Source organism: Pseudomonas sp. GW-45 (assembly GCF_056896675.1).
Map to the genome: position 1 here is coordinate 2,572,449 of NZ_CM167674.1, position 18,029 is coordinate 2,590,477.

Annotated in this window: 13 protein-coding genes; all 13 read right to left on the reverse strand. The window is 57.0% G+C overall.

Annotated elements, in window-relative coordinates:
• Positions 1 to 18: 18 nt before the first annotated feature.
• The 13 genes from AC1XYH_RS11820 to lpxB all read right to left on the reverse strand — a co-directional run bounded on the left by AC1XYH_RS11820 (position 19) and on the right by lpxB (position 18,018).
• The gene (locus AC1XYH_RS11820) at positions 19 to 3,096 is read right to left on the reverse strand and encodes an error-prone DNA polymerase (protein ID WP_483323373.1); all 3,078 of its coding nucleotides are present in this window, start codon (positions 3,094 to 3,096) and stop codon (positions 19 to 21) included.
• On the reverse strand, positions 3,093 to 4,502 hold the full coding sequence (locus AC1XYH_RS11825) for a Y-family DNA polymerase (RefSeq protein ID WP_483323374.1): 1,410 nt from the start codon (positions 4,500 to 4,502) through the stop codon (positions 3,093 to 3,095). Before AC1XYH_RS11825 ends, AC1XYH_RS11820 begins: the two co-directional genes overlap by 4 nt.
• A gap of 7 nt (positions 4,503 to 4,509) precedes the next feature.
• Positions 4,510 to 5,121: a translesion DNA synthesis-associated protein ImuA gene (imuA, locus tag AC1XYH_RS11830; protein WP_483323375.1), complete on the reverse strand. Its 612-nt coding sequence runs from the start codon at positions 5,119 to 5,121 to the stop codon at positions 4,510 to 4,512.
• Between the two features lie 154 nt (positions 5,122 to 5,275).
• Positions 5,276 to 5,914 (reverse strand): 2-C-methyl-D-erythritol 4-phosphate cytidylyltransferase, encoded by a 639-nt coding sequence (gene ispD / locus AC1XYH_RS11835; RefSeq protein WP_483326371.1) that lies wholly within the window; start codon positions 5,912 to 5,914, stop codon positions 5,276 to 5,278.
• 56 nt (positions 5,915 to 5,970) lie between these two features.
• A complete protein-coding gene (locus AC1XYH_RS11840) occupies positions 5,971 to 6,243 on the reverse strand; it encodes a septum formation initiator family protein (RefSeq protein WP_483323376.1) in 273 nt (90 codons plus the stop codon).
• A gap of 55 nt (positions 6,244 to 6,298) precedes the next feature.
• The gene (gene eno, locus AC1XYH_RS11845) at positions 6,299 to 7,588 is read right to left on the reverse strand and encodes a phosphopyruvate hydratase (RefSeq protein ID WP_483323377.1); all 1,290 of its coding nucleotides are present in this window, start codon (positions 7,586 to 7,588) and stop codon (positions 6,299 to 6,301) included.
• Positions 7,589 to 7,632: 44 nt separating this feature from the next.
• Positions 7,633 to 8,478 (reverse strand): 3-deoxy-8-phosphooctulonate synthase, encoded by an 846-nt coding sequence (kdsA, locus tag AC1XYH_RS11850; RefSeq protein WP_483323378.1) that lies wholly within the window; start codon positions 8,476 to 8,478, stop codon positions 7,633 to 7,635.
• Between the two features lie 15 nt (positions 8,479 to 8,493).
• On the reverse strand, positions 8,494 to 10,125 hold the full coding sequence (locus tag AC1XYH_RS11855) for a CTP synthase (protein ID WP_483323379.1): 1,632 nt from the start codon (positions 10,123 to 10,125) through the stop codon (positions 8,494 to 8,496).
• A gap of 129 nt (positions 10,126 to 10,254) precedes the next feature.
• Positions 10,255 to 11,583: a tRNA lysidine(34) synthetase TilS gene (gene tilS / locus AC1XYH_RS11860; protein ID WP_483323380.1), complete on the reverse strand. Its 1,329-nt coding sequence runs from the start codon at positions 11,581 to 11,583 to the stop codon at positions 10,255 to 10,257.
• A complete protein-coding gene (gene accA, locus AC1XYH_RS11865) occupies positions 11,583 to 12,539 on the reverse strand; it encodes an acetyl-CoA carboxylase carboxyl transferase subunit alpha (protein WP_483323381.1) in 957 nt (318 codons plus the stop codon). Before accA ends, tilS begins: the two co-directional genes overlap by 1 nt.
• Before the next feature lie 94 nt (positions 12,540 to 12,633).
• A complete protein-coding gene (gene dnaE / locus AC1XYH_RS11870) occupies positions 12,634 to 16,158 on the reverse strand; it encodes a DNA polymerase III subunit alpha (RefSeq protein ID WP_483323382.1) in 3,525 nt (1,174 codons plus the stop codon).
• 91 nt (positions 16,159 to 16,249) lie between these two features.
• Positions 16,250 to 16,843 (reverse strand): ribonuclease HII, encoded by a 594-nt coding sequence (rnhB, locus tag AC1XYH_RS11875; RefSeq protein WP_483326372.1) that lies wholly within the window; start codon positions 16,841 to 16,843, stop codon positions 16,250 to 16,252.
• Positions 16,844 to 16,848: 5 nt separating this feature from the next.
• Entirely contained in the window at positions 16,849 to 18,018 is a 1,170-nt protein-coding gene (gene lpxB / locus AC1XYH_RS11880) for a lipid-A-disaccharide synthase (RefSeq protein WP_483323383.1), read from the reverse strand.
• Positions 18,019 to 18,029: the final 11 nt, after the last annotated feature.

The following is an 18,029-nucleotide window of genomic DNA, read 5'->3' on the forward strand; positions in this document are numbered from 1 at the left end:
TCGTTTTGCAGCGACCTGTTAGTGAAAGTCCCGACTGCGCACCTTAATGCCCGTCAATAGTTCGGTAAGGTCGTGCAATTGGCGGGCAATCACGTGCCGTACGCCATCGCGCGCCTCAAACTGCCCTTGAACCATCAGTAGCTGCGAGCCAACCAGCACTTTGCGCTGCTTATCGGCCAGATCACGCCAGACAATCACGTTAATCATGCCGAATTCGTCTTCTAACGTGACAAAGGTAACGCCGGTTGCTGTGCCCGGACGTTGTCGCCCGACTACCAGCCCTGCCACGGTGATCGGACGATCAGGCTCCAACTGCAATAAGTCGCGCGAGCTGCGACAGTGCCTAGCCCTCAACTCTGAGCGCAACAGACTCAGCGGATGGGGCCCAAGGGTAGTACCCAGACTGGCGTAATCGGCCTGCACCTCTTCTGCCACACTGGGCGTCGGAATCGCCGCTGGCGCTTCCGAAGGCATTCGCTGCCCACTAAACAAGGGCAACTGCGGCTCTACGCCAGCGATCGCCCAGCGAGCACGGAAACGACCACCAGCCAGCCCCCGCAGCGCGCCTGCATCCGCCAACAACGATCGTGCTCGGCCGGACAAATCCGCACGCTGCGCCAGATCAGCCACATCGGCAAAAGCCTGTTGCTCACGGGCCGCGACAATGCGGTTCGCATCCACTTCGCTAAAGCCCTTCACCTGCCTCAGCCCTAGACGAATCGCCAGCTGCTCGGTTTCAGCCGGCTCTAGCGTGCAGTCCCAATGACTGTAATGCACATCCACTGGGCGCGTTTCAATTCCATGCCGGCGCGCATCCTGCAAGAGCTGGTCCGGGCTATAAAAACCCATCGGCCAGCTATTAATCAGCGCACAGGTAAAAGCTGCCGGTTCATGGCATTTCAGCCAGCAACTGGCGTAGGTCAACAAGGCAAAGCTGGCAGCATGCGACTCCGGAAAGCCGTAACTGCCAAAGCCCTTGATCTGCTCGAAGATGCGCTCAGCAAACTCAAGCGTGTAACCGCGCTCCAACATGCCCTCGGTCAGCCGTTGCCGGTGATGCTCTAGACCGCCGCTGCGCTTCCAGGCTGCCATCGAGCGCCGCAACTGGTCCGCTTCGCCCGGGGTATAACCCGCCGCGACCACGGCCAACTCCATCACTTGTTCCTGAAACAAGGGCACACCCAAGGTGCGTTCGAAAACTTTCTCAAGCTCAGGGGATGGATAGACAACCGGCTCCTCCTTGTTTCGCCGGCGCAGGTAAGGATGCACCATGTCGCCCTGAATTGGGCCTGGGCGCACAATGGAAACCTCAATAACCAGATCGTAAAACGTACGCGGTTTGAGACGCGGCAGCATCGCCATCTGCGCGCGCGATTCAATCTGAAACACCCCCACAGTGTCGGCACGACTGATCATCTCGTAGGTCGGTTTGTCCTCAGCGGGGATGCTGGCTAGCGATAAATCCAGATTACGGTAATGGCGCAATAGATCGAAACAGCGACGCAACGCGCTGAGCATGCCTAGCGCCAGTATGTCGACCTTGAGCAGACCTACTGCGTCCAGGTCATCCTTGTCCCACTGAATGACGGTACGCTCGGCCATGCTGGCGTTCTCAACCGGAACCAGCGTATGCAGAGGCGCCTCGGAGATAACGAAGCCGCCCGGATGCTGTGACAAGTGCCGAGGAAAGCCGATCAGTTCACCCACCAGGGTAAGTACTCGATGCAGCACTGGGTTTGCCGCATCAAAACCTGCTTCAGACAAACGCTGCGCGTCTGGCACCTTGCTACTCCAGCGGCCGCAACACCGTGCAAGTTGATCGATCTGTTCTGCCGGCAATCCCAGTGCCCGCGCCACATCGCGTATGGCTCCAGCGCCGTGATAGGTGTTGGCTACAGCGGTGAGCGCTGCGCGTTCGCGACCGTAACGACGAAACACATACTGGATCACCTCTTCGCGACGCTCATGCTCAAAATCCACATCAATATCCGGCGGCTCATCTCGCTCACGGGAAATGAAACGCTCGAATAGCAGGTTACTCTGCGCGGGGTTGATCTCGGTAATGCCCAGTGCGTAGCACACCGCAGAGTTGGCGGCTGAGCCGCGACCCTGACAGAGAATCTGCTGGCGACGGGCATAGTCGACTATGTCGTGCACGGTCAGAAAATAACTGTCGTAGCCTTTCTCGGCGATCAGCTGTAGCTCTTTATCGATCTGCTCCGTTACCTTGTCTGTCGCACCCTCCGGCCAACGCCAACGCACGCCGCGCTGGGTCAGTTCGCGCAGCCAGCTGCTCGGCGTATGCGCATCAGGCACGACTTCATGTGGATACTGGTAACGCAACTGGCTGAGATCAAAGCGGCAGCGGTCAGCGATCCTGTTACTTTCCACCAGCATCGCCGACGGGTAGATGGCCGTCAAAACCGATAAGCTACGCAGGTGGCGCTCGCCGTTAGCAAATAATCGGTTGCCTGCTTCCATTACCGTACAGTGATGGCGGATCGCGGTGATGGTGTCCTGCAGTGCACGTCGCCCACGGGCATGCATGTGCACATCACCACTGGCCACACAAGGAATACCCAGCCGTGCTGCCAAGCCCTGCAACTGATCCAGCCGACGCACATCATCCGGGCCACGGTGCAGCTCTACCGCTAACCACAGGCAATCACCAAAGCGCTCAGCAAGCCAACGGCCCTGCGTCTCGTCCACGTCTTCGTTCGGCAACCAGAGCGCGAGCAGGCCATCCAGGCCATCATTCAGATCCTCTGCTAGCAAACGATAGCTACCCTTCTCTGCACGCCGTCGCGCGACTGTCAGCAAGCGACAGAGATTTTGATACCCCGTCAGGTTCTCCACCAGCAGCACCAGCCGAGGGCCCTCCTGAATCTGCACTTCGCTGCCAACAATCAGTTTGAGTCCGGTAGCTTTCGCGGCCTGCCATGCACGTACAATTCCGGCCAGGGAGCCTTCGTCAGTAATCGCCAGCGCGTAATAGCCGTGCAGGCTGGCACGCTCAAACAGCTCCTGCGCACTGGATGCTCCGCGTTGAAAGCTGAAGTTGGACAGGCAGTGCAACTCGGCATAACCCGCGCTCATGCGAACCATCCGTGTATCCACAGCGACCCCGAATTACCGGTCGGATGAAAGGCCCAGGCGCGACGCCCATCGCGGGTTTCGATCAGGTAATAGTCACGGCGCACGTCATCGCCATCCCACCATCCAGACTCGATCCGTTCCGGGCCGCACAAAATCCGTGGAAATAAGTCGTCCAACGGCTGCGGCTCGCTCAGCAACCAGCCCGGGCGTGGCAGCTTGCTCAGCAGCTGTTTGCCGGTTGCTGGCACCGAGCTCCAAGCATGCTCCGGTCGATGGTCGGCGCGCAGCGCAATACTGTGTACCGCATCATCCCCTAAACGCGCACGCAACCGTTCGCGCAGTTGCTCCCAGGCCAAAGACTGTTGGGGCCGCTCCACGAATAGCTCACCGGCAGCCGGCACAAAACGTGGTAACTCCTGGGCACGCAAAGCAAACGCCAGGACCGGCGCGCGCAGCTGCACTGCCTCTAACCGCCCCCTCGCCAGCTCGAACAACATACCGGCTTCCCGCTCGGCGCTGAGTAGTCCAACGGGCACTTGGGTGGCTTCTCCGTCTCGATGCTCCAACCACAAAACAAAGCGCTGCACGCCGCAATCCCGCCCCGCCAGAAACACCGCCAGATCGGCCGTCAGACGACGCAACGGAAATAGCAAAGAAGCAATGGCTTCCACATCAAAGTTGAACTCTACCCGGCCGGCAAAATGATCTGGCGGCAGATAGCAGTCCAATGCCACCGGATGCAGGCCCTGCAGCTTATCCAGATGATCCAGCATAGTGCGCGGAAAGCGCTTGGCCAGGCTGTCACGCGGTAACGCCAGCACCTGCTGCAAACGGCGCAGGCCCATACCAGCCAAGGCACTGGCAACCTCAGGCGTAAAGCCACTGCGGCTCACCGGTAAATCCTTCAGGCAACCCGACAACTGTGCTTCATTGATGACTAACCCGTCACCGACATTAACCAGCACACGAGCCGCCAGTGCATTCGGCGCCACGGCAATGCGGTGGCGAAACCCCAGCGCTAATAACTCACACCGCAAACGCGCTTCAAAATCTGGCCAAGGACCGAACAGCTCAAGGCTGGTTTCGATCTCCAGCAGGAGTGCACGGGGATAATCGAGGCTGACGTGAGAGCTGTATTGATAAGCCCAGGCGGCGAGAAATCGATGCCAGTGGGTGATTTGCTCCGGGGCATACTCAACAGAGTCAAAATCGTCACTCAGCGCACGCGCAGCAGATAACGTTTGCCCGGCGCGCAGGCCCATTTCCCGCGCCGCCGGATTGACCGCCTGTAACAGCCTGCGCTGTGGCGTTCCGCTGAGCATGACCAGTGGGCGCGTAAGATCCTCGCGGCTACGCAGCACCGCGTCCAATGCCAATTGGGGAAATAAAATACAAGCCCAGCGCATACCGGCCTCAGTGATCCAAAATGAGCGGGGTGCTGGGCGTTAAACCACCGCGGCATTTGAGAATACGTAACTGTCTCGGTCGCAACTCCAGCATTAGCCGCAACGCAGCAGGCGAAGAGTTAACCGCCTCGCGTTGCGGACGCAGGGCAAAAGCCAGGGTGTCACCGGTTTCCGCTGCGACCTGCAGGCGCCGTAAGGCTCGGTCATCGGCACGCTCAGGCCAACAAAGTACCGCGCCGCAACTACCGGACCGTAAACACTGCTCGGCGGCCCAAAGCGCCTCCCGACCACTGGCTTGAATGATCGACAATCGAGGTAAAGTCACCTGCGCCGTCAGCCAGGCTGGTGGAAATGGGATGGCTGGCGGGCCAACCAGAACGACCCGCTCACCTGCTGCCGACAAACGAGCCAGCGTTGGCCACAGGAGCTGCAATTCGCCACTGCCGATGGCTGGCAGCAGAATTTCATTCAGTGCTGCCGCTTGCCAACCGCCACTCGGCAAAGCCGCATCCAACTGCGCATGCCCTGTGGATTGAGTGCGGGCGGGTGGCACATCCTGCCGCCCTCGCCAGACGCGCCGATCCTGCAGCAGACTATCGAGCGCAACAACCGATCCCATCGATCACCTCCTGGCAGGAATAAATTAACTGTACATACATACAGCATATTTATTCCTGTATAGCGGGTCAATCGCTAAACCGCAGGCACGACGAATGGGCAGTCAGTTACCAGCTAATCTGAACCAAAACATACAGGGGATGGGGACTCTTAACTCAGTGTTGGCGGTGCGCCAACCACTCCAGATCTTCGGGACGAGTGATCTTGATATTATCCGCGCGCCCTTCTACCAGCAGCGGGGCGTGACCCGCCCACTCCATGGCCGAGGCTTCATCGGTAATCTGTGCACCCGCCGCTAACGCATCAGACAACGCTTGCTGTAGTGGTCCGAGGCGGAACATCTGCGGTGTATAGGCCTGCCAGAACAACGCCCGATCCGGCGTCGCTGTAACCCGGCCATCGGTACCTATCTGCTTAAGCGTATCGCGGACCGGCACCGCCAGTAGACCACCCACCGGATCGTCCGCCAGCGTCGTCAGTAAGTGCTGTAAATCAGCGTTAGCCAGATTCGGCCGTGCTGCATCGTGCACCAGCACCCAATCGGCATCGGCCGCACCCAACTCACGCAAAGCAGCTAGCCCGTTAAGCACCGAGTCTGCTCGCTCTCGGCCGCCGGTCACACGGGTAATACGAGCATCAACGGCACAGGGCAGTTCAGGCCACCAGCTATCAGTCGCAGACAGCGAAACTACCAAACCACGCAAATCAGGCTGGTCGAGAAAACAATCGAGGGTATGTTCAATCAGGGTGCGTTGACCCCAGAGGAGATACTGCTTGGGACGGTCTGCCTGCATGCGCGAACCCACACCGGCCGCCGGCACTACCACCCAGAAAGGAAGTGTCACGGCGATTATTCGCCGCTTAACTGAAACAGGGTTTCGCCCTGCTTGACCATGCCCAACTCATGCCGGGCACGCTCTTCGACGGTTTCAACGCCTTGTTTGAGTTCGATTACTTCGGCAGACAATACGCGGTTGCGCTCGAGCAGCTGCTCGTTCTCACGCTCCTGCCCGGCAATCTGCTGCTTAAGCTGAGCCACGTGTGCCAAGCTGCCCTCGCCTACCCACAGGCGATATTGCAGACCAGCCAGCAACACCAAAAAACTCAGCCAAAGCCATTTCACAATATCGACACTCCGACAAAACACGCAAGGAGGCTAACGCCTCCCCTATCCAACATCAACCGTTGAACTCGGCGCGGCCCTTATAAGGCGCCTGACCAGCCAATTGCTCTTCAATACGCAGCAACTGGTTGTACTTTGATACACGATCAGAACGGCACAGCGAACCGGTCTTGATTTGACCCGCCGCAGTACCTACGGCCAAGTCAGCAATGGTGCTGTCTTCAGTTTCGCCTGAACGGTGCGAAATCACTGCAGTGAAACCAGCTGCTTTGGCCATTTGGATGGCTTCCAGCGTCTCAGTCAACGAACCGATTTGGTTGAACTTGATCAGAATAGAGTTACCGATCTTTTCATCGATACCGCGCTTGAGAATCTTGGTGTTGGTCACGAACAGGTCATCGCCAACCAGCTGCACTTTGTCGCCGATCTTGTCGGTGAGTACCTTCCAGCCAGCCCAGTCCGACTCATCCATGCCATCTTCGATGGAAATAATCGGGTAGCGCTCCGCCAAGCCAGCCAGATAATCAGCAAAGCCAGCCGCGTCGAACACCTGACCTTCGCCAGCCAAGTCGTACTTGCCGTCTTTGTAAAATTCGCTGGAGGCGCAATCCAGAGCCAAAGTGACATCATCACCCAAGGTATAACCCGCATTGGCAACGGCTTCGGAAATGGCCGCCAGTGCATCTTCATTCGAAGCCAGGTTAGGCGCAAAGCCGCCTTCGTCACCCACCGCAGTACTGAGACCACGGGCTTTCAGTACCGCCTTGAGGTGATGGAAAATCTCAGTACCCATACGCAGCGCTTCGGCAAAGTTTTTGGCGCCAACTGGCTGAACCATAAACTCTTGAATATCAACATTATTGTCGGCGTGCTCGCCACCGTTGATGATGTTCATCATGGGCACAGGCATGCTGTACTGACCAGGCGTTCCGTTCAGATCAGCAATGTGTGCGTACAAAGGCACGCCCTTGGCCTGTGCAGCTGCTTTAGCTGCAGCCAAAGAAACAGCAAGGATGGCATTGGCACCCAGGGTCGCTTTGTTGTCGGTACCATCGAGCTCAATCATCGCGCGGTCCAGTTCGACCTGTGCAATAGCGTCACGGCCAACCAGCAACTCGCGGATGGGCCCATTGATATTGGCAACTGCCTTGAGCACGCCTTTGCCCATATAACGGCTCTTGTCGCCATCGCGCAATTCCAGCGCTTCACGCGAACCGGTTGAAGCACCGGAAGGAGCGCAGGCTCTGCCAATGATGCCGCCTTCCAGAGTGACGTCCGCTTCAACAGTCGGGTTACCACGCGAATCCAGAATTTCGCGGCCTTTGATATCAATGATTTTTGCCATCTTTACTTATAAGCTCCATGTAACGGGTAATCGGGAATAAAGGCTCAAGCCGTTTCCAGCTCCGGGAAACTTTTGATCAAATCGTCAAGCGTCTTCAGCTGAGCCAAAAAAGGCTCCAGCTTATCCAGCCGCAGAGCGCAAGGACCGTCACACTTGGCATTATCGGGGTCAGGGTGCGCTTCCAAAAACAGGCCGGCCAGACCTTGGCTCATTCCCGCTTTGGCCAAATCAGTCACCTGGGCGCGACGGCCACCAGCAGAATCACTGCGACCGCCCGGCTGTTGCAAAGCGTGGGTCACATCAAAGAACACCGGGTATTCAAACTGCTTCATGATGCCGAAGCCCAGCATGTCGACCACAAGATTGTTGTAGCCGAAACTGGAGCCACGCTCACAAAGCACCAAATTACTGTTCCCTGCTTCTTCACACTTGGTGAGGATGTGCTGCATTTCCTGCGGGGCCAAAAACTGGGCCTTCTTGATGTTGATCACCGCATTGGTCTTGGCCATGGCCACCACCAGATCGGTTTGCCGTGACAGAAAGGCCGGCAATTGGATAATGTCGCAGACTTCGGCGACCGGCGCCGCCTGCTCAGGCTCGTGCACATCGGTGATCACTGGCACATTGAAGGTGCGCTTGATCTCCTCGAAAATCTTCAGCCCTTCTTCCAAACCGGGGCCGCGATAAGAGTTGATCGACGATCGATTGGCCTTGTCGAAACTGGCTTTAAATACGTAAGGGATGCCGAGCTTCTCGGTCACCTCAACATACTTTTCGCAAATCTGCATGGCCAAGTCCCGGGATTCCAGAACGTTCATACCGCCAAACAGCACGAACGGCTTATCGTTCGCCATTTCGATGTTGCCAACCCGCACGATTTTCTGCGCCATAACCTTATCGCTTCCTCAGGATTTGCTTTCTTTCTGCTTCAATGCCGCACTCACAAAGCCAGTGAACAACGGGTGGCCATAGCGCGGATTGGAGGTGAATTCAGGGTGGAACTGACAAGCGACGAACCACGGATGATCCGCGACCTCAACCACCTCGACCAGTGCACCGTCAACAGAACGACCAGAAATATTCAAACCACCCGCCTGCAGCTCAGGCAACAGGTTATTGTTGACCTCATAGCGGTGACGATGACGCTCAACGATAACGTCCTTGCCGTAGCAGTCATGGGCATTTGAGCCTGGGGTGAGCGCGCATTCCTGCCCACCAAGGCGCATGGTGCCACCGAGATCGGAGGTTTCAGTTCGCGTTTCCATCTCACCGCTGGCGGTCTGCCACTCAGTAATCAGGCCAACAACCGGATGCTTGGACGTTTTATCGAATTCGGTCGAATTCGCATCCGCCCAACCCAGTACATTACGAGCGTATTCGATCACCGCTACCTGCATACCCAGGCAAATGCCCAGGTACGGAATCTTGTTTTCACGGGCATAGCGCACAGCGGCAATCTTGCCCTCTACGCCGCGCGAACCAAAGCCGCCCGGTACCAGAATGGCATCGACATCTTCTAGCCGCGCAGTGCCATCACGCTCGATATCTTCGGAGTCGATGTAGCGCAAATTGACCTTGGTTCGGGTCTGGATACCAGCATGACTCACCGCTTCGATTAGCGATTTGTAGGCGTCGAGCAGCTCCATGTACTTACCAACCATGGCGATAGTAACTTCGTGCTCAGGATTGAGCTTGGCGTCGACCACCCGCTCCCACTCAGAAAGATCCGCAACACCGCATTCCAGACCAAAGCGCTCAACGACAAAATCATCCAGACCCTGCGCGTGCAGAACCATGGGGATCTTGAAGATGGTATCGACGTCTTCCAAGCCGATAACCGCACGCTCTTCCACGTTGGTGAAAAGTGCAATTTTGCGGCGTGAAGACAGGTCGACCGGGTGATCGGAACGGCAGATCAACACATCGGGCTGTAAGCCGATGGAACGCAGTTCTTTCACCGAATGCTGGGTCGGTTTGGTTTTGGTTTCACCGGCAGTGGCAATGTAAGGCACAAGCGTGAGGTGCATCAGCATGGCGCGCTTGGCGCCCACTTCTACCCGCAGCTGGCGAATGGCTTCAAGGAACGGCTGGGACTCAATGTCACCTACGGTGCCGCCGATCTCAACCAACGCCACTTCCGCGTCGCCGGCACCTTTGATAATCCGACTTTTGATTTCATCGGTGATATGCGGAATGACCTGAATGGTCGCCCCCAGATAATCGCCCCGACGCTCTTTGCGCAGCACATCTTCATACACTCGGCCGGTGGTGAAGTTGTTGGCGCGGCTCATGGTGGCGTTGACGAAACGCTCGTAATGGCCAAGATCCAGATCGGTCTCTGCACCATCGTGGGTAACGAACACTTCACCATGCTGGAAAGGACTCATGGTGCCCGGATCAACGTTAATGTACGGATCCAGTTTGAGCATGGTGACCCTGAGGCCGCGGGCCTCCAGAATCGCCGCCAGGGAAGCCGAGGCAATACCCTTACCCAAAGAAGATACAACACCACCCGTGACGAAGATGTAGCGCGTCATGAAAAACCCATAGATTGAACTGTTAAGCGGCCAATGCCGCGGGGAATCGAAGGGAGTCTGCAGAAGCGAGATGCGCTTCCAAAGTCTCGTCAAGATGGGAAGTCAGGATACCAGACAGCCCCGACTTGCTCAATCCGAAACAGGCTCCCAACTGACCGTAAGACCGCTTTGCATATCGCCAACCAGAGCAGCCTCGGCGTTCCAGCGCCCGCCGACTGAAATCAGCTCATCCGCGCAGTATAGCAAGGGTACGGAAGGCCGCAGCCAGACGGGTATCTGCGCTTGCTGAAACAACTGTTTCAACGATTGATTACCGCGTCCGGCCAGGCGAATATGCTCACCGCCCTGCCGGTAGGCGATCCGCAAAGCCCCTAAAGCCGCCACAGACGTGCCCGTGACGTTCATCCGTCGCAAGCAACCATTGCCAGCAGCAAGTGATTGCACCGCTGCCTGAGCTAGCATTTCGGGTTGCCCCGCCAAGGGCCAATGTGCGGTAACCAGCCAAAGCCGACCTGACGAACGGTAGAGCCGATAGCCCATTAGGTCGACATGCGGTTGACTATCGGTGGCCGCAGACAACTGCCCCAACCAATCATCAAGCCGACGCGACGCAGGTAACAGCACACCTTGTTCGGCCAGCCAGTAACGCAACAAATTACGCTGCCGGGCCGACGATAATGCACAGAATGCAGCAACATCCAAACTCGGCCAATACCGCAACCAGCTATCTGACAGCGGCGTAGACACCCCATTTAAATCCTCGGCCGCGCGCTCATCCAGCAGCTCATTCGCCTCACCCGCATGGCGCGCTAAACGCAACAGGCTTTGTTCCACCTGTGGCCAGCTCTGACGAAGCAGCGGCAAAAGTTGATGCCGCAATGCTGTACGGGCAAAACGAGGATCCTGATTCGCCGGATCTTCAATCCAGTGCAGACCGTGCTTGCGAGCCCATTGCTCTAGCTCAACGCGATTCCATTGCAGCAGCGGCCGTAGCAGGCAGCCGTCAGCGAGCGTTCGGGTTGCCGGCATACCAGCCAGACCGCGCAAGCCGGTGCCGCGCAGCATTCGAAACAACAGGGTTTCTAGCTGATCATCACGATGATGCGCCAACAGCAAAACCACCTCGGGAGGCAAACGGGCGGCAAACGCCTGATAACGAGCATCGCGCGCTGCACCTTCAATACTGGCGCCCGGCGCTAACTGGACTCGGTCGACCTGCAAAGGCACGTCGCGACGAGCGCACTCGCGCTCACAGAACGCCACCCAAGCGTCTGCCTCAGCACTAAGTCCGTGATGAACATGTATTGCGGATAAGGGAGGAATGGCCTGCTGCTCGCGCAACTGCACCAGCGCATCGAGCAAAACCATGGAATCCAACCCGCCGGATAAGCCCAGAACCCAGGCGGGTGCATTCATGCAAGGGCTGAGCTGCTGCTGCAGCCCCTGCAGAGTCAGCATTATTTGATGCCGAAGGCCATCAGACGCTCATAGCGGCTTTCCAGCAACTCGTCGTCAGACAAGGCTTGCAGCTTGTCGAGCTGAATCAAAAGCTGCGCCTTGATGCGCTCAGCGATTTCCTGCGGTGCACGCTGTGCGCCGCCCAGCGGCTCGGGAATCAAAGTATCGACCAAGCCCAGTTCTTTCAGGCGAGTAGCGGTAATACCCATAGCTTCGGCAGCGTCTGATGCACGCTCGGCGCTTTTCCACAGGATGGAAGCACAGCCTTCAGGGGAAATAACCGCGTAGGTCGAATACTGCAGCATCATCAGGTGGTCGCACACGCCGATTGCCAAAGCGCCGCCGGAGCCGCCTTCGCCAATAACGGTGGCAATAATTGGCGTTTTCAAGCGCGCCATTACCTGCAGGTTCCAGGCAATCGCCTCGCTCTGACCACGTTCCTCGGCATCGATACCGGGATAGGCACCGGGTGTATCGATAAAGGTCACGATCGGCATCTTGAAACGCTCAGCCATTTCCATCAGACGACAGGCCTTGCGATAACCTTCGGGCTTAGGCATGCCGAAGTTACGACGCACCTTGTCTTTGACGTTACGGCCTTTCTGATGGCCGATGATCATCACCGGGCGACCATCCAGGCGCGCGATACCGCCAACAATGGCGGCATCATCAGAGAAGTGCCGATCACCATGCAGCTCTTCAAAATCGGTAAAGATGGCGTCAATATAATCCAGCGTATAGGGGCGCTGCGGGTGACGGGCCATCTGGGCAACCTGCCAGCTGGTCAGCTTGCCAAAAATGCTTTCGGTCAGAGACTTGCTCTTTTCCTGCAGCTTGGTGATTTCTTCGGTGATATTCAGCGAATTATCACTACCGACCAGACGCAACTCCTCGATCTTCGCCTGCAGATCCGCGATTGGCTGTTCAAACTCCAGGTATTTCTGGCTGTTGCTCATAGGCATCCATCATCCGCTTTCGCCCGGCTCGGGCATCCAAATTTTGTTTTTACCTTACGGTATTGGCGGGCGCTCGTCGAGCACCCCGCTCCCATCATCTGTAGTCCAGGGAGACGCTGTCTTTGCCCAACTGGTCACGTAGACTCTGCACCAAATCATCCGCGGGCTCTACTCGCCACTGCTCGCCAAGACGTAGCAACGCGCAAGCATCCGGGCGTTGCAGCTCGACGGTCACCGCACAACCACCACGGTATTTTTGCAAGAGACCCGCTATTTTACCTAATGCGTCGTCGCCATGGCGTTGGGTATCCAGGCGTACGCGCACACTATCAAGCAAACTGGTGCGTGCATCTTCCAAGCTCATTACGCGCTTGGCACGCATCCGCAAGCCACCGGAAAAATCATCCTGCGCCACCTCGCCTTCAACCACCAACAGCGCATCTTTCTGCAGCAATGCCTGCGCATTCTGATAAGCCTCAGCAAACAATGAGACCTCGATACGCGCCGAACGGTCATCCAGCGTCACAAAGCCAACCTTGTCTCCGCGCTTGCTTCTCATCACCCTTAGATCAAACACTAATCCGGCGATAGTCTGACTTTCGCGCGATGGCTTCAGGTCAAGAATGCGCTGACGGGCAAAACGTCGAATTTCACGTTCGTATTCGTCAATCGGGTGGCCGGTCAGATACAGGCCAAGGGTGTCTTTTTCACCACGCAGCCGCTCTTTAAAGGTCCATTCACGCGCCTTGCGATAGGATTCGTACACATCACGTGCGGTAGATGGTCCCAACAACTCGCCAAATAGATCGTCATGACCGCTATCGGCACTTTTGGCAGTTTGTTCTGCCGAAGCCATAGCCTCTTCCATCGCAGCCATTAGAGCAGCACGATTACGATCTACCAATTTCAGGTAGACCTCTTCGTTCGCATCATAAAAAGGCCCCAATGAGTCCAATGCGCCTGAACGGATCAACGCTTCCATCACCCGCTTGTTAATCCGCTTATGGTCAACTTTAGCGCAGAAATCGAACAAATCGACAAAGGGCTCACCCTTCGCACGGGTCTGCACTATGGTCTCAACCGGGCCTTCCCCGACGCCTTTAATCGCGCCCAAGCCATAAACCACATCACCGGCCTCATCGACTGTGAATTTGTATTCAGAAACATTCACGTTGGGCGGCTGGATACGCACTTTCATGCTGCGACACTCTTCAATCAGCGTCACCACCTTGTCGGTGTTATGCATATCCGCCGAGAGTACCGCCGCCATGAACGGCGCCGGATAATGCGCCTTCAACCACGCGGTCTGATACGACAGCAACCCGTAGGCGGCCGAGTGAGACTTGTTAAAACCGTAACCGGCGAATTTTTCTACCAGATCAAATATATTGCCTGCCAGATCGCCGTCGATGCCATTGTTGAAACAGCCTTCGATAAAGCCGCCACGCTGCTTGGCCATCTCCTCGGGCTTCTTCTTACCCATCGCGCGGCGCAGCATGTCTGCCTCGCCCAAGGTATAGCGGGCCATTACCTGGGCAATCTGCATCACCTGTTCCTGATACAGGATGATGCCGTAGGTAGGCTTGAGCACTGGCTCCAAGCCTGCGTACTGATAATTCGGATGCGGGTAGGAGACTATCTCACGACCGTGCTTACGGTTGATGAAGTCGTCTACCATGCCCGACTGCAGTGGGCCTGGGCGGAACAGTGCGACCAAGGCGATCATGTCTTCCAGGCAGTCCGGCTTGAGCTTTTTGATCAGCTCCTTCATGCCGCGCGATTCCAGCTGGAACACCGCAGTGGTCTCGGCCTTTTGCAGCATGTGGTAGGTCGGCGCGTCATCCAGCGGGATGAAGTCGATATTCAGCGGCTCCAGCCCATCCTTGGCCTGTTCGCGGTTGATGGTCTCCATCGCCCATTTAATGATGGTGAGGGTACGCAGCCCCAGAAAGTCGAACTTCACCAGACCCGCGGCCTCAACATCATCCTTGTCGAACTGGGTTACTAGACCGCCGCCGGCTTCGTCGCAGTAAAGTGGCGCAAAATCGGTCAGTTTGGTCGGCGCTATCACCACACCGCCCGCGTGCTTACCCACGTTACGGGTAATGCCCTCGAGCTTGAGCGCCATATCCCAAATTTCCTGGCCTTCTTCGTCGTCGGCAAGAAAATCCCGCAGAATTTCTTCCTGCTCAAAGGCTTTGGCCAGCGTCATGCCGACTTCAAAGGGGATCATCTTCGACAGTTTATCCGCCAGGCCGTAGGACTTGCCCTGCACCCGCGCTACATCGCGCACCACTGCCTTAGCGGCCATGGTACCGAAGGTGATGATCTGCGAGACCGCGTTGCGACCGTAAGTATCGGCGACGTACTCGATTACCCGGTCGCGACCCTCCATGCAGAAGTCGACGTCAAAGTCGGGCATAGACACCCGCTCAGGATTAAGAAAGCGTTCGAACAGCAGATCGTAAGCCAATGGATCAAGGTCGGTAATCAACAACGAATAGGCTACCAACGAGCCTGCCCCGGAGCCCCGACCCGGGCCCACCGGCACGCCGTTACCCTTGGCCCACTTGATGAAATCCATCACGATCAGGAAGTAACCAGGAAAGCCCATCTGGTTGATGATCTGCAACTCGAAATTCAAGCGATCAATATAGACCTGACGCTTGGCGTCGTAATCTTCAGTACCCACTGGCAGTATGACTTTCAGGCGTTCTTCCAAACCTTCGAAAGACACCTTACTCAGAAACTCTCCGATAGTAAGGCCTGCCGGAATCGGAAAGTCCGGCAGGAAGTGCTTACCCAACTGCACATCGACATTGCAACGCTTGGCGATCTCAACACTGTTTTCCAGTGCCTCGGGGATATCCTCAAACAGCTCCGCCATTTCTTCCGGCGTCTTCAGATACTGCTCTTCGCTGTACTGTTTCGCTCTGCGCGGATCGCCCAACACCCTGCCCTCACCGATGCAAACGCGGGTTTCGTGCGCTTCAAAATCCTCGCGGCGAATAAACCGCACGTCATTAGTGGCGACTACCGGACAGCCTTTGCGAACACCCAAGGCCACTGCAGCGTGCAGGTGCTCTTCGTCGTTAACCCGGCTGGTGCGCTGCAGTTCCAGATAAAAACGGCCGGGGAAAACACCCATCCAGTAATCCAGCAGTTCATCGGCTGCGACAGGTGAGTTGGACAGCAACGCCAAACCAATCTCACCTTCCTTGGCACCGGATAAAGCGATGACGCCCTCGCTTGCTTCGGCTATCCACTCACGGCGCAGGGTTACCAAGCCATTGCGCTGCCCCTCGGTATAACCACGCGAGATCAACTCGGTCAGGTTGCGATAGCCCTGCTTATTCATCGACAGCAAAGTCAAGCGGGTGAGCTGCGCGTCGTCTTCGCCGCCCAGCACCCAGAGGTCCACACCGGAAATAGGCTTAACACCCGCTCCCATAGCGCCGCGGTAAAACTTTACCAAGCTGCACATATTGTTCTGATCGGTCACTGCCACCGCAGGCATGCCGGCTTCTGCCACCGACTTGATCAGTGGCTTGACCTTGACCAGGCCATCGACCAATGAGTACTCGCTGTGGACACGCAGGTGAACGAAGGAAAAGCTCATATAAATCCTGTTTCAAAGGGCAAACGGCAAGACCGCTGATTGTAACGAGGGGGAAGGCTGACGACCAGCCGCGAGCAGCCGAAGTGAGAGGCTAGAGCAATACCGCGCGCACCGGTGCGAAAGAGCGTCGATGAATCGGCGTGGCGCCCAAATCGCGTAGCGCTTGCAGGTGCACCGGTGTGGGATAGCCCTTGTGCCGGGCCATGCCGTAACCGGGATACTGCCTATCCAGCGCAACCATTTCCCGGTCTCGGGCCACTTTGGCGAGAATGGACGCGGCGGCAATCGCTGGCACTCTACTATCTCCCTTGATCACCGCCTCGCTACGCATGGGTAACGCCGGGCAACGATTACCGTCGATCAGCACTAAATCTGGCCGTACAGACAGCCCAGCCACCGCGCGCTGCATCGCCAGCATAGTGGCGTGCAAAATATTCAGTTCGTCTATTTCTTCAACTTCCGCACGCGCGATATACCAAGCCAGCGCCCGCTCTTGAATCAACGGAAACAACGCTTCACGCCTTGCTTCAGTCAGTTTTTTTGAGTCATTCAAACCCGCTATCGGGCGGCTAGGATCAAGAATAACCGCGGCCGTGACTACCGCGCCGCACAGCGGCCCACGACCCACTTCATCAACCCCGGCAATCAACCCACTTTCGACGGAGTCAACCCAGCCCATGACCATCTGCGTCATATCAACAGGCCGCGCGACTGCAGCAGATCAGCAATAGCGTCGGCTGCAGCTTGATCAGCATCGCGCCGCAAGCTGTGATGCAACTCGATAAAGACCTCTTGAGTTGCCTCGCGCTCCTGCGTTGGCAGCAACCTTTCCAGCAGCGCAGCGCCCATCGCTTCGGGCGTGGCGGCATCCTGTAGAAATTCGGGTGCGACTTCACGACCAGCTAGCAAATTGGGCAGAGAAACGAAACCAACTTTGACCAAGCGCTTGAGAATTTTAAAGGTGAGCCCAGCCATACGGTAGGCGACCACCATGGGGCGCTTGAACAACATGGCTTCCAGCGTCGCAGTGCCAGAGGCAATCAACACCGCATCACTAGCGGCGAGCACCTCATGGGCCTGACCGTCAAACAAGGTCAACGGTAGCTCCAGTCCGCTTTCAGCCAGAATAGCGTCCATCTGCAAGCGACGCTCGACGCTCGCGCAAGGCATGATAAACAGCAGCTCAGGTTCGCGTTGCAGACACCACGCCGCCGTTTGCAGGAACAGCAATCCCAGTTTACGCAGCTCGCCGTTACGACTACCGGGTAGCAAGGCCACTATGCGCTTATTTCCCGGCAAGCCCAGCACGTCGCGAGCGGCCTGACGATCTGGTTGCAGCGGAATTTGATCTGCCAGGGTATGCCCCACGCAACGCACGCTAACGCCGTGACGACGATAAACATCTTCTTCAAAGGGGAACAAGGTCAGCATCAGATCTGTGGACTTTTGGATGCCCAACACGCGTTTCTCGCGCCAGGCCCATACAGATGGGCTGACGTAGTGAACGGTCGCGATGCCCGCATCCCGCAATTGCTGCTCTACGTTAAGCGTAAAGTCCGGCGCATCAATGCCAATAAATACATCAGGGCACTCGCCTTTCAGATAGCTGACCAGCTCACGGCGAATGCGCAGCAGCTCGCGCAAGCGGCCGAGCACTTCTACCAGCCCCATGACCGACAAACGCTCCATCGGCACCTGACTTTGCATACCTTCAGCTAGCATGCGCGGACCACCAATACCGATAAAACGGGCTTGGGGGAAACGTAGTTTAAGCGCCTTAATCAGGCCTGCCCCCAAGGTATCGCCCGAGGCTTCGCCAGCCACTAGCGCAATACACAGGGGTTTATCAGAGTGCAGCATCGAGGGACCCG

Excerpts from the sequence above, each read along its gene's own strand:
- accA (WP_483323381.1), bottom strand. The coding sequence starts at position 12,539 with ATGAGCAACAGCCAGAAATACCTGGAGTTTGAACAGCCAATCGCGGAT.
- imuA (WP_483323375.1), bottom strand. The coding sequence starts at position 5,121 with ATGGGATCGGTTGTTGCGCTCGATAGTCTGCTGCAGGATCGGCGCGTC.
- eno (WP_483323377.1), bottom strand. The coding sequence starts at position 7,588 with ATGGCAAAAATCATTGATATCAAAGGCCGCGAAATTCTGGATTCGCGT.
- dnaE (WP_483323382.1), bottom strand. The coding sequence starts at position 16,158 with ATGAGCTTTTCCTTCGTTCACCTGCGTGTCCACAGCGAGTACTCATTG.
- lpxB (WP_483323383.1), bottom strand. The coding sequence starts at position 18,018 with ATGCTGCACTCTGATAAACCCCTGTGTATTGCGCTAGTGGCTGGCGAA.
- kdsA (WP_483323378.1), bottom strand. The coding sequence starts at position 8,478 with ATGGCGCAGAAAATCGTGCGGGTTGGCAACATCGAAATGGCGAACGAT.
- AC1XYH_RS11820 (WP_483323373.1), bottom strand. The coding sequence starts at position 3,096 with ATGAGCGCGGGTTATGCCGAGTTGCACTGCCTGTCCAACTTCAGCTTT.
- rnhB (WP_483326372.1), bottom strand. The coding sequence starts at position 16,843 with ATGGTCATGGGCTGGGTTGACTCCGTCGAAAGTGGGTTGATTGCCGGG.
- AC1XYH_RS11825 (WP_483323374.1), bottom strand. The coding sequence starts at position 4,502 with ATGCGCTGGGCTTGTATTTTATTTCCCCAATTGGCATTGGACGCGGTG.
- tilS (WP_483323380.1), bottom strand. The coding sequence starts at position 11,583 with ATGCTGACTCTGCAGGGGCTGCAGCAGCAGCTCAGCCCTTGCATGAAT.
- ispD (WP_483326371.1), bottom strand. The coding sequence starts at position 5,914 with ATGCAGGCAGACCGTCCCAAGCAGTATCTCCTCTGGGGTCAACGCACC.
- AC1XYH_RS11855 (WP_483323379.1), bottom strand. The coding sequence starts at position 10,125 with ATGACGCGCTACATCTTCGTCACGGGTGGTGTTGTATCTTCTTTGGGT.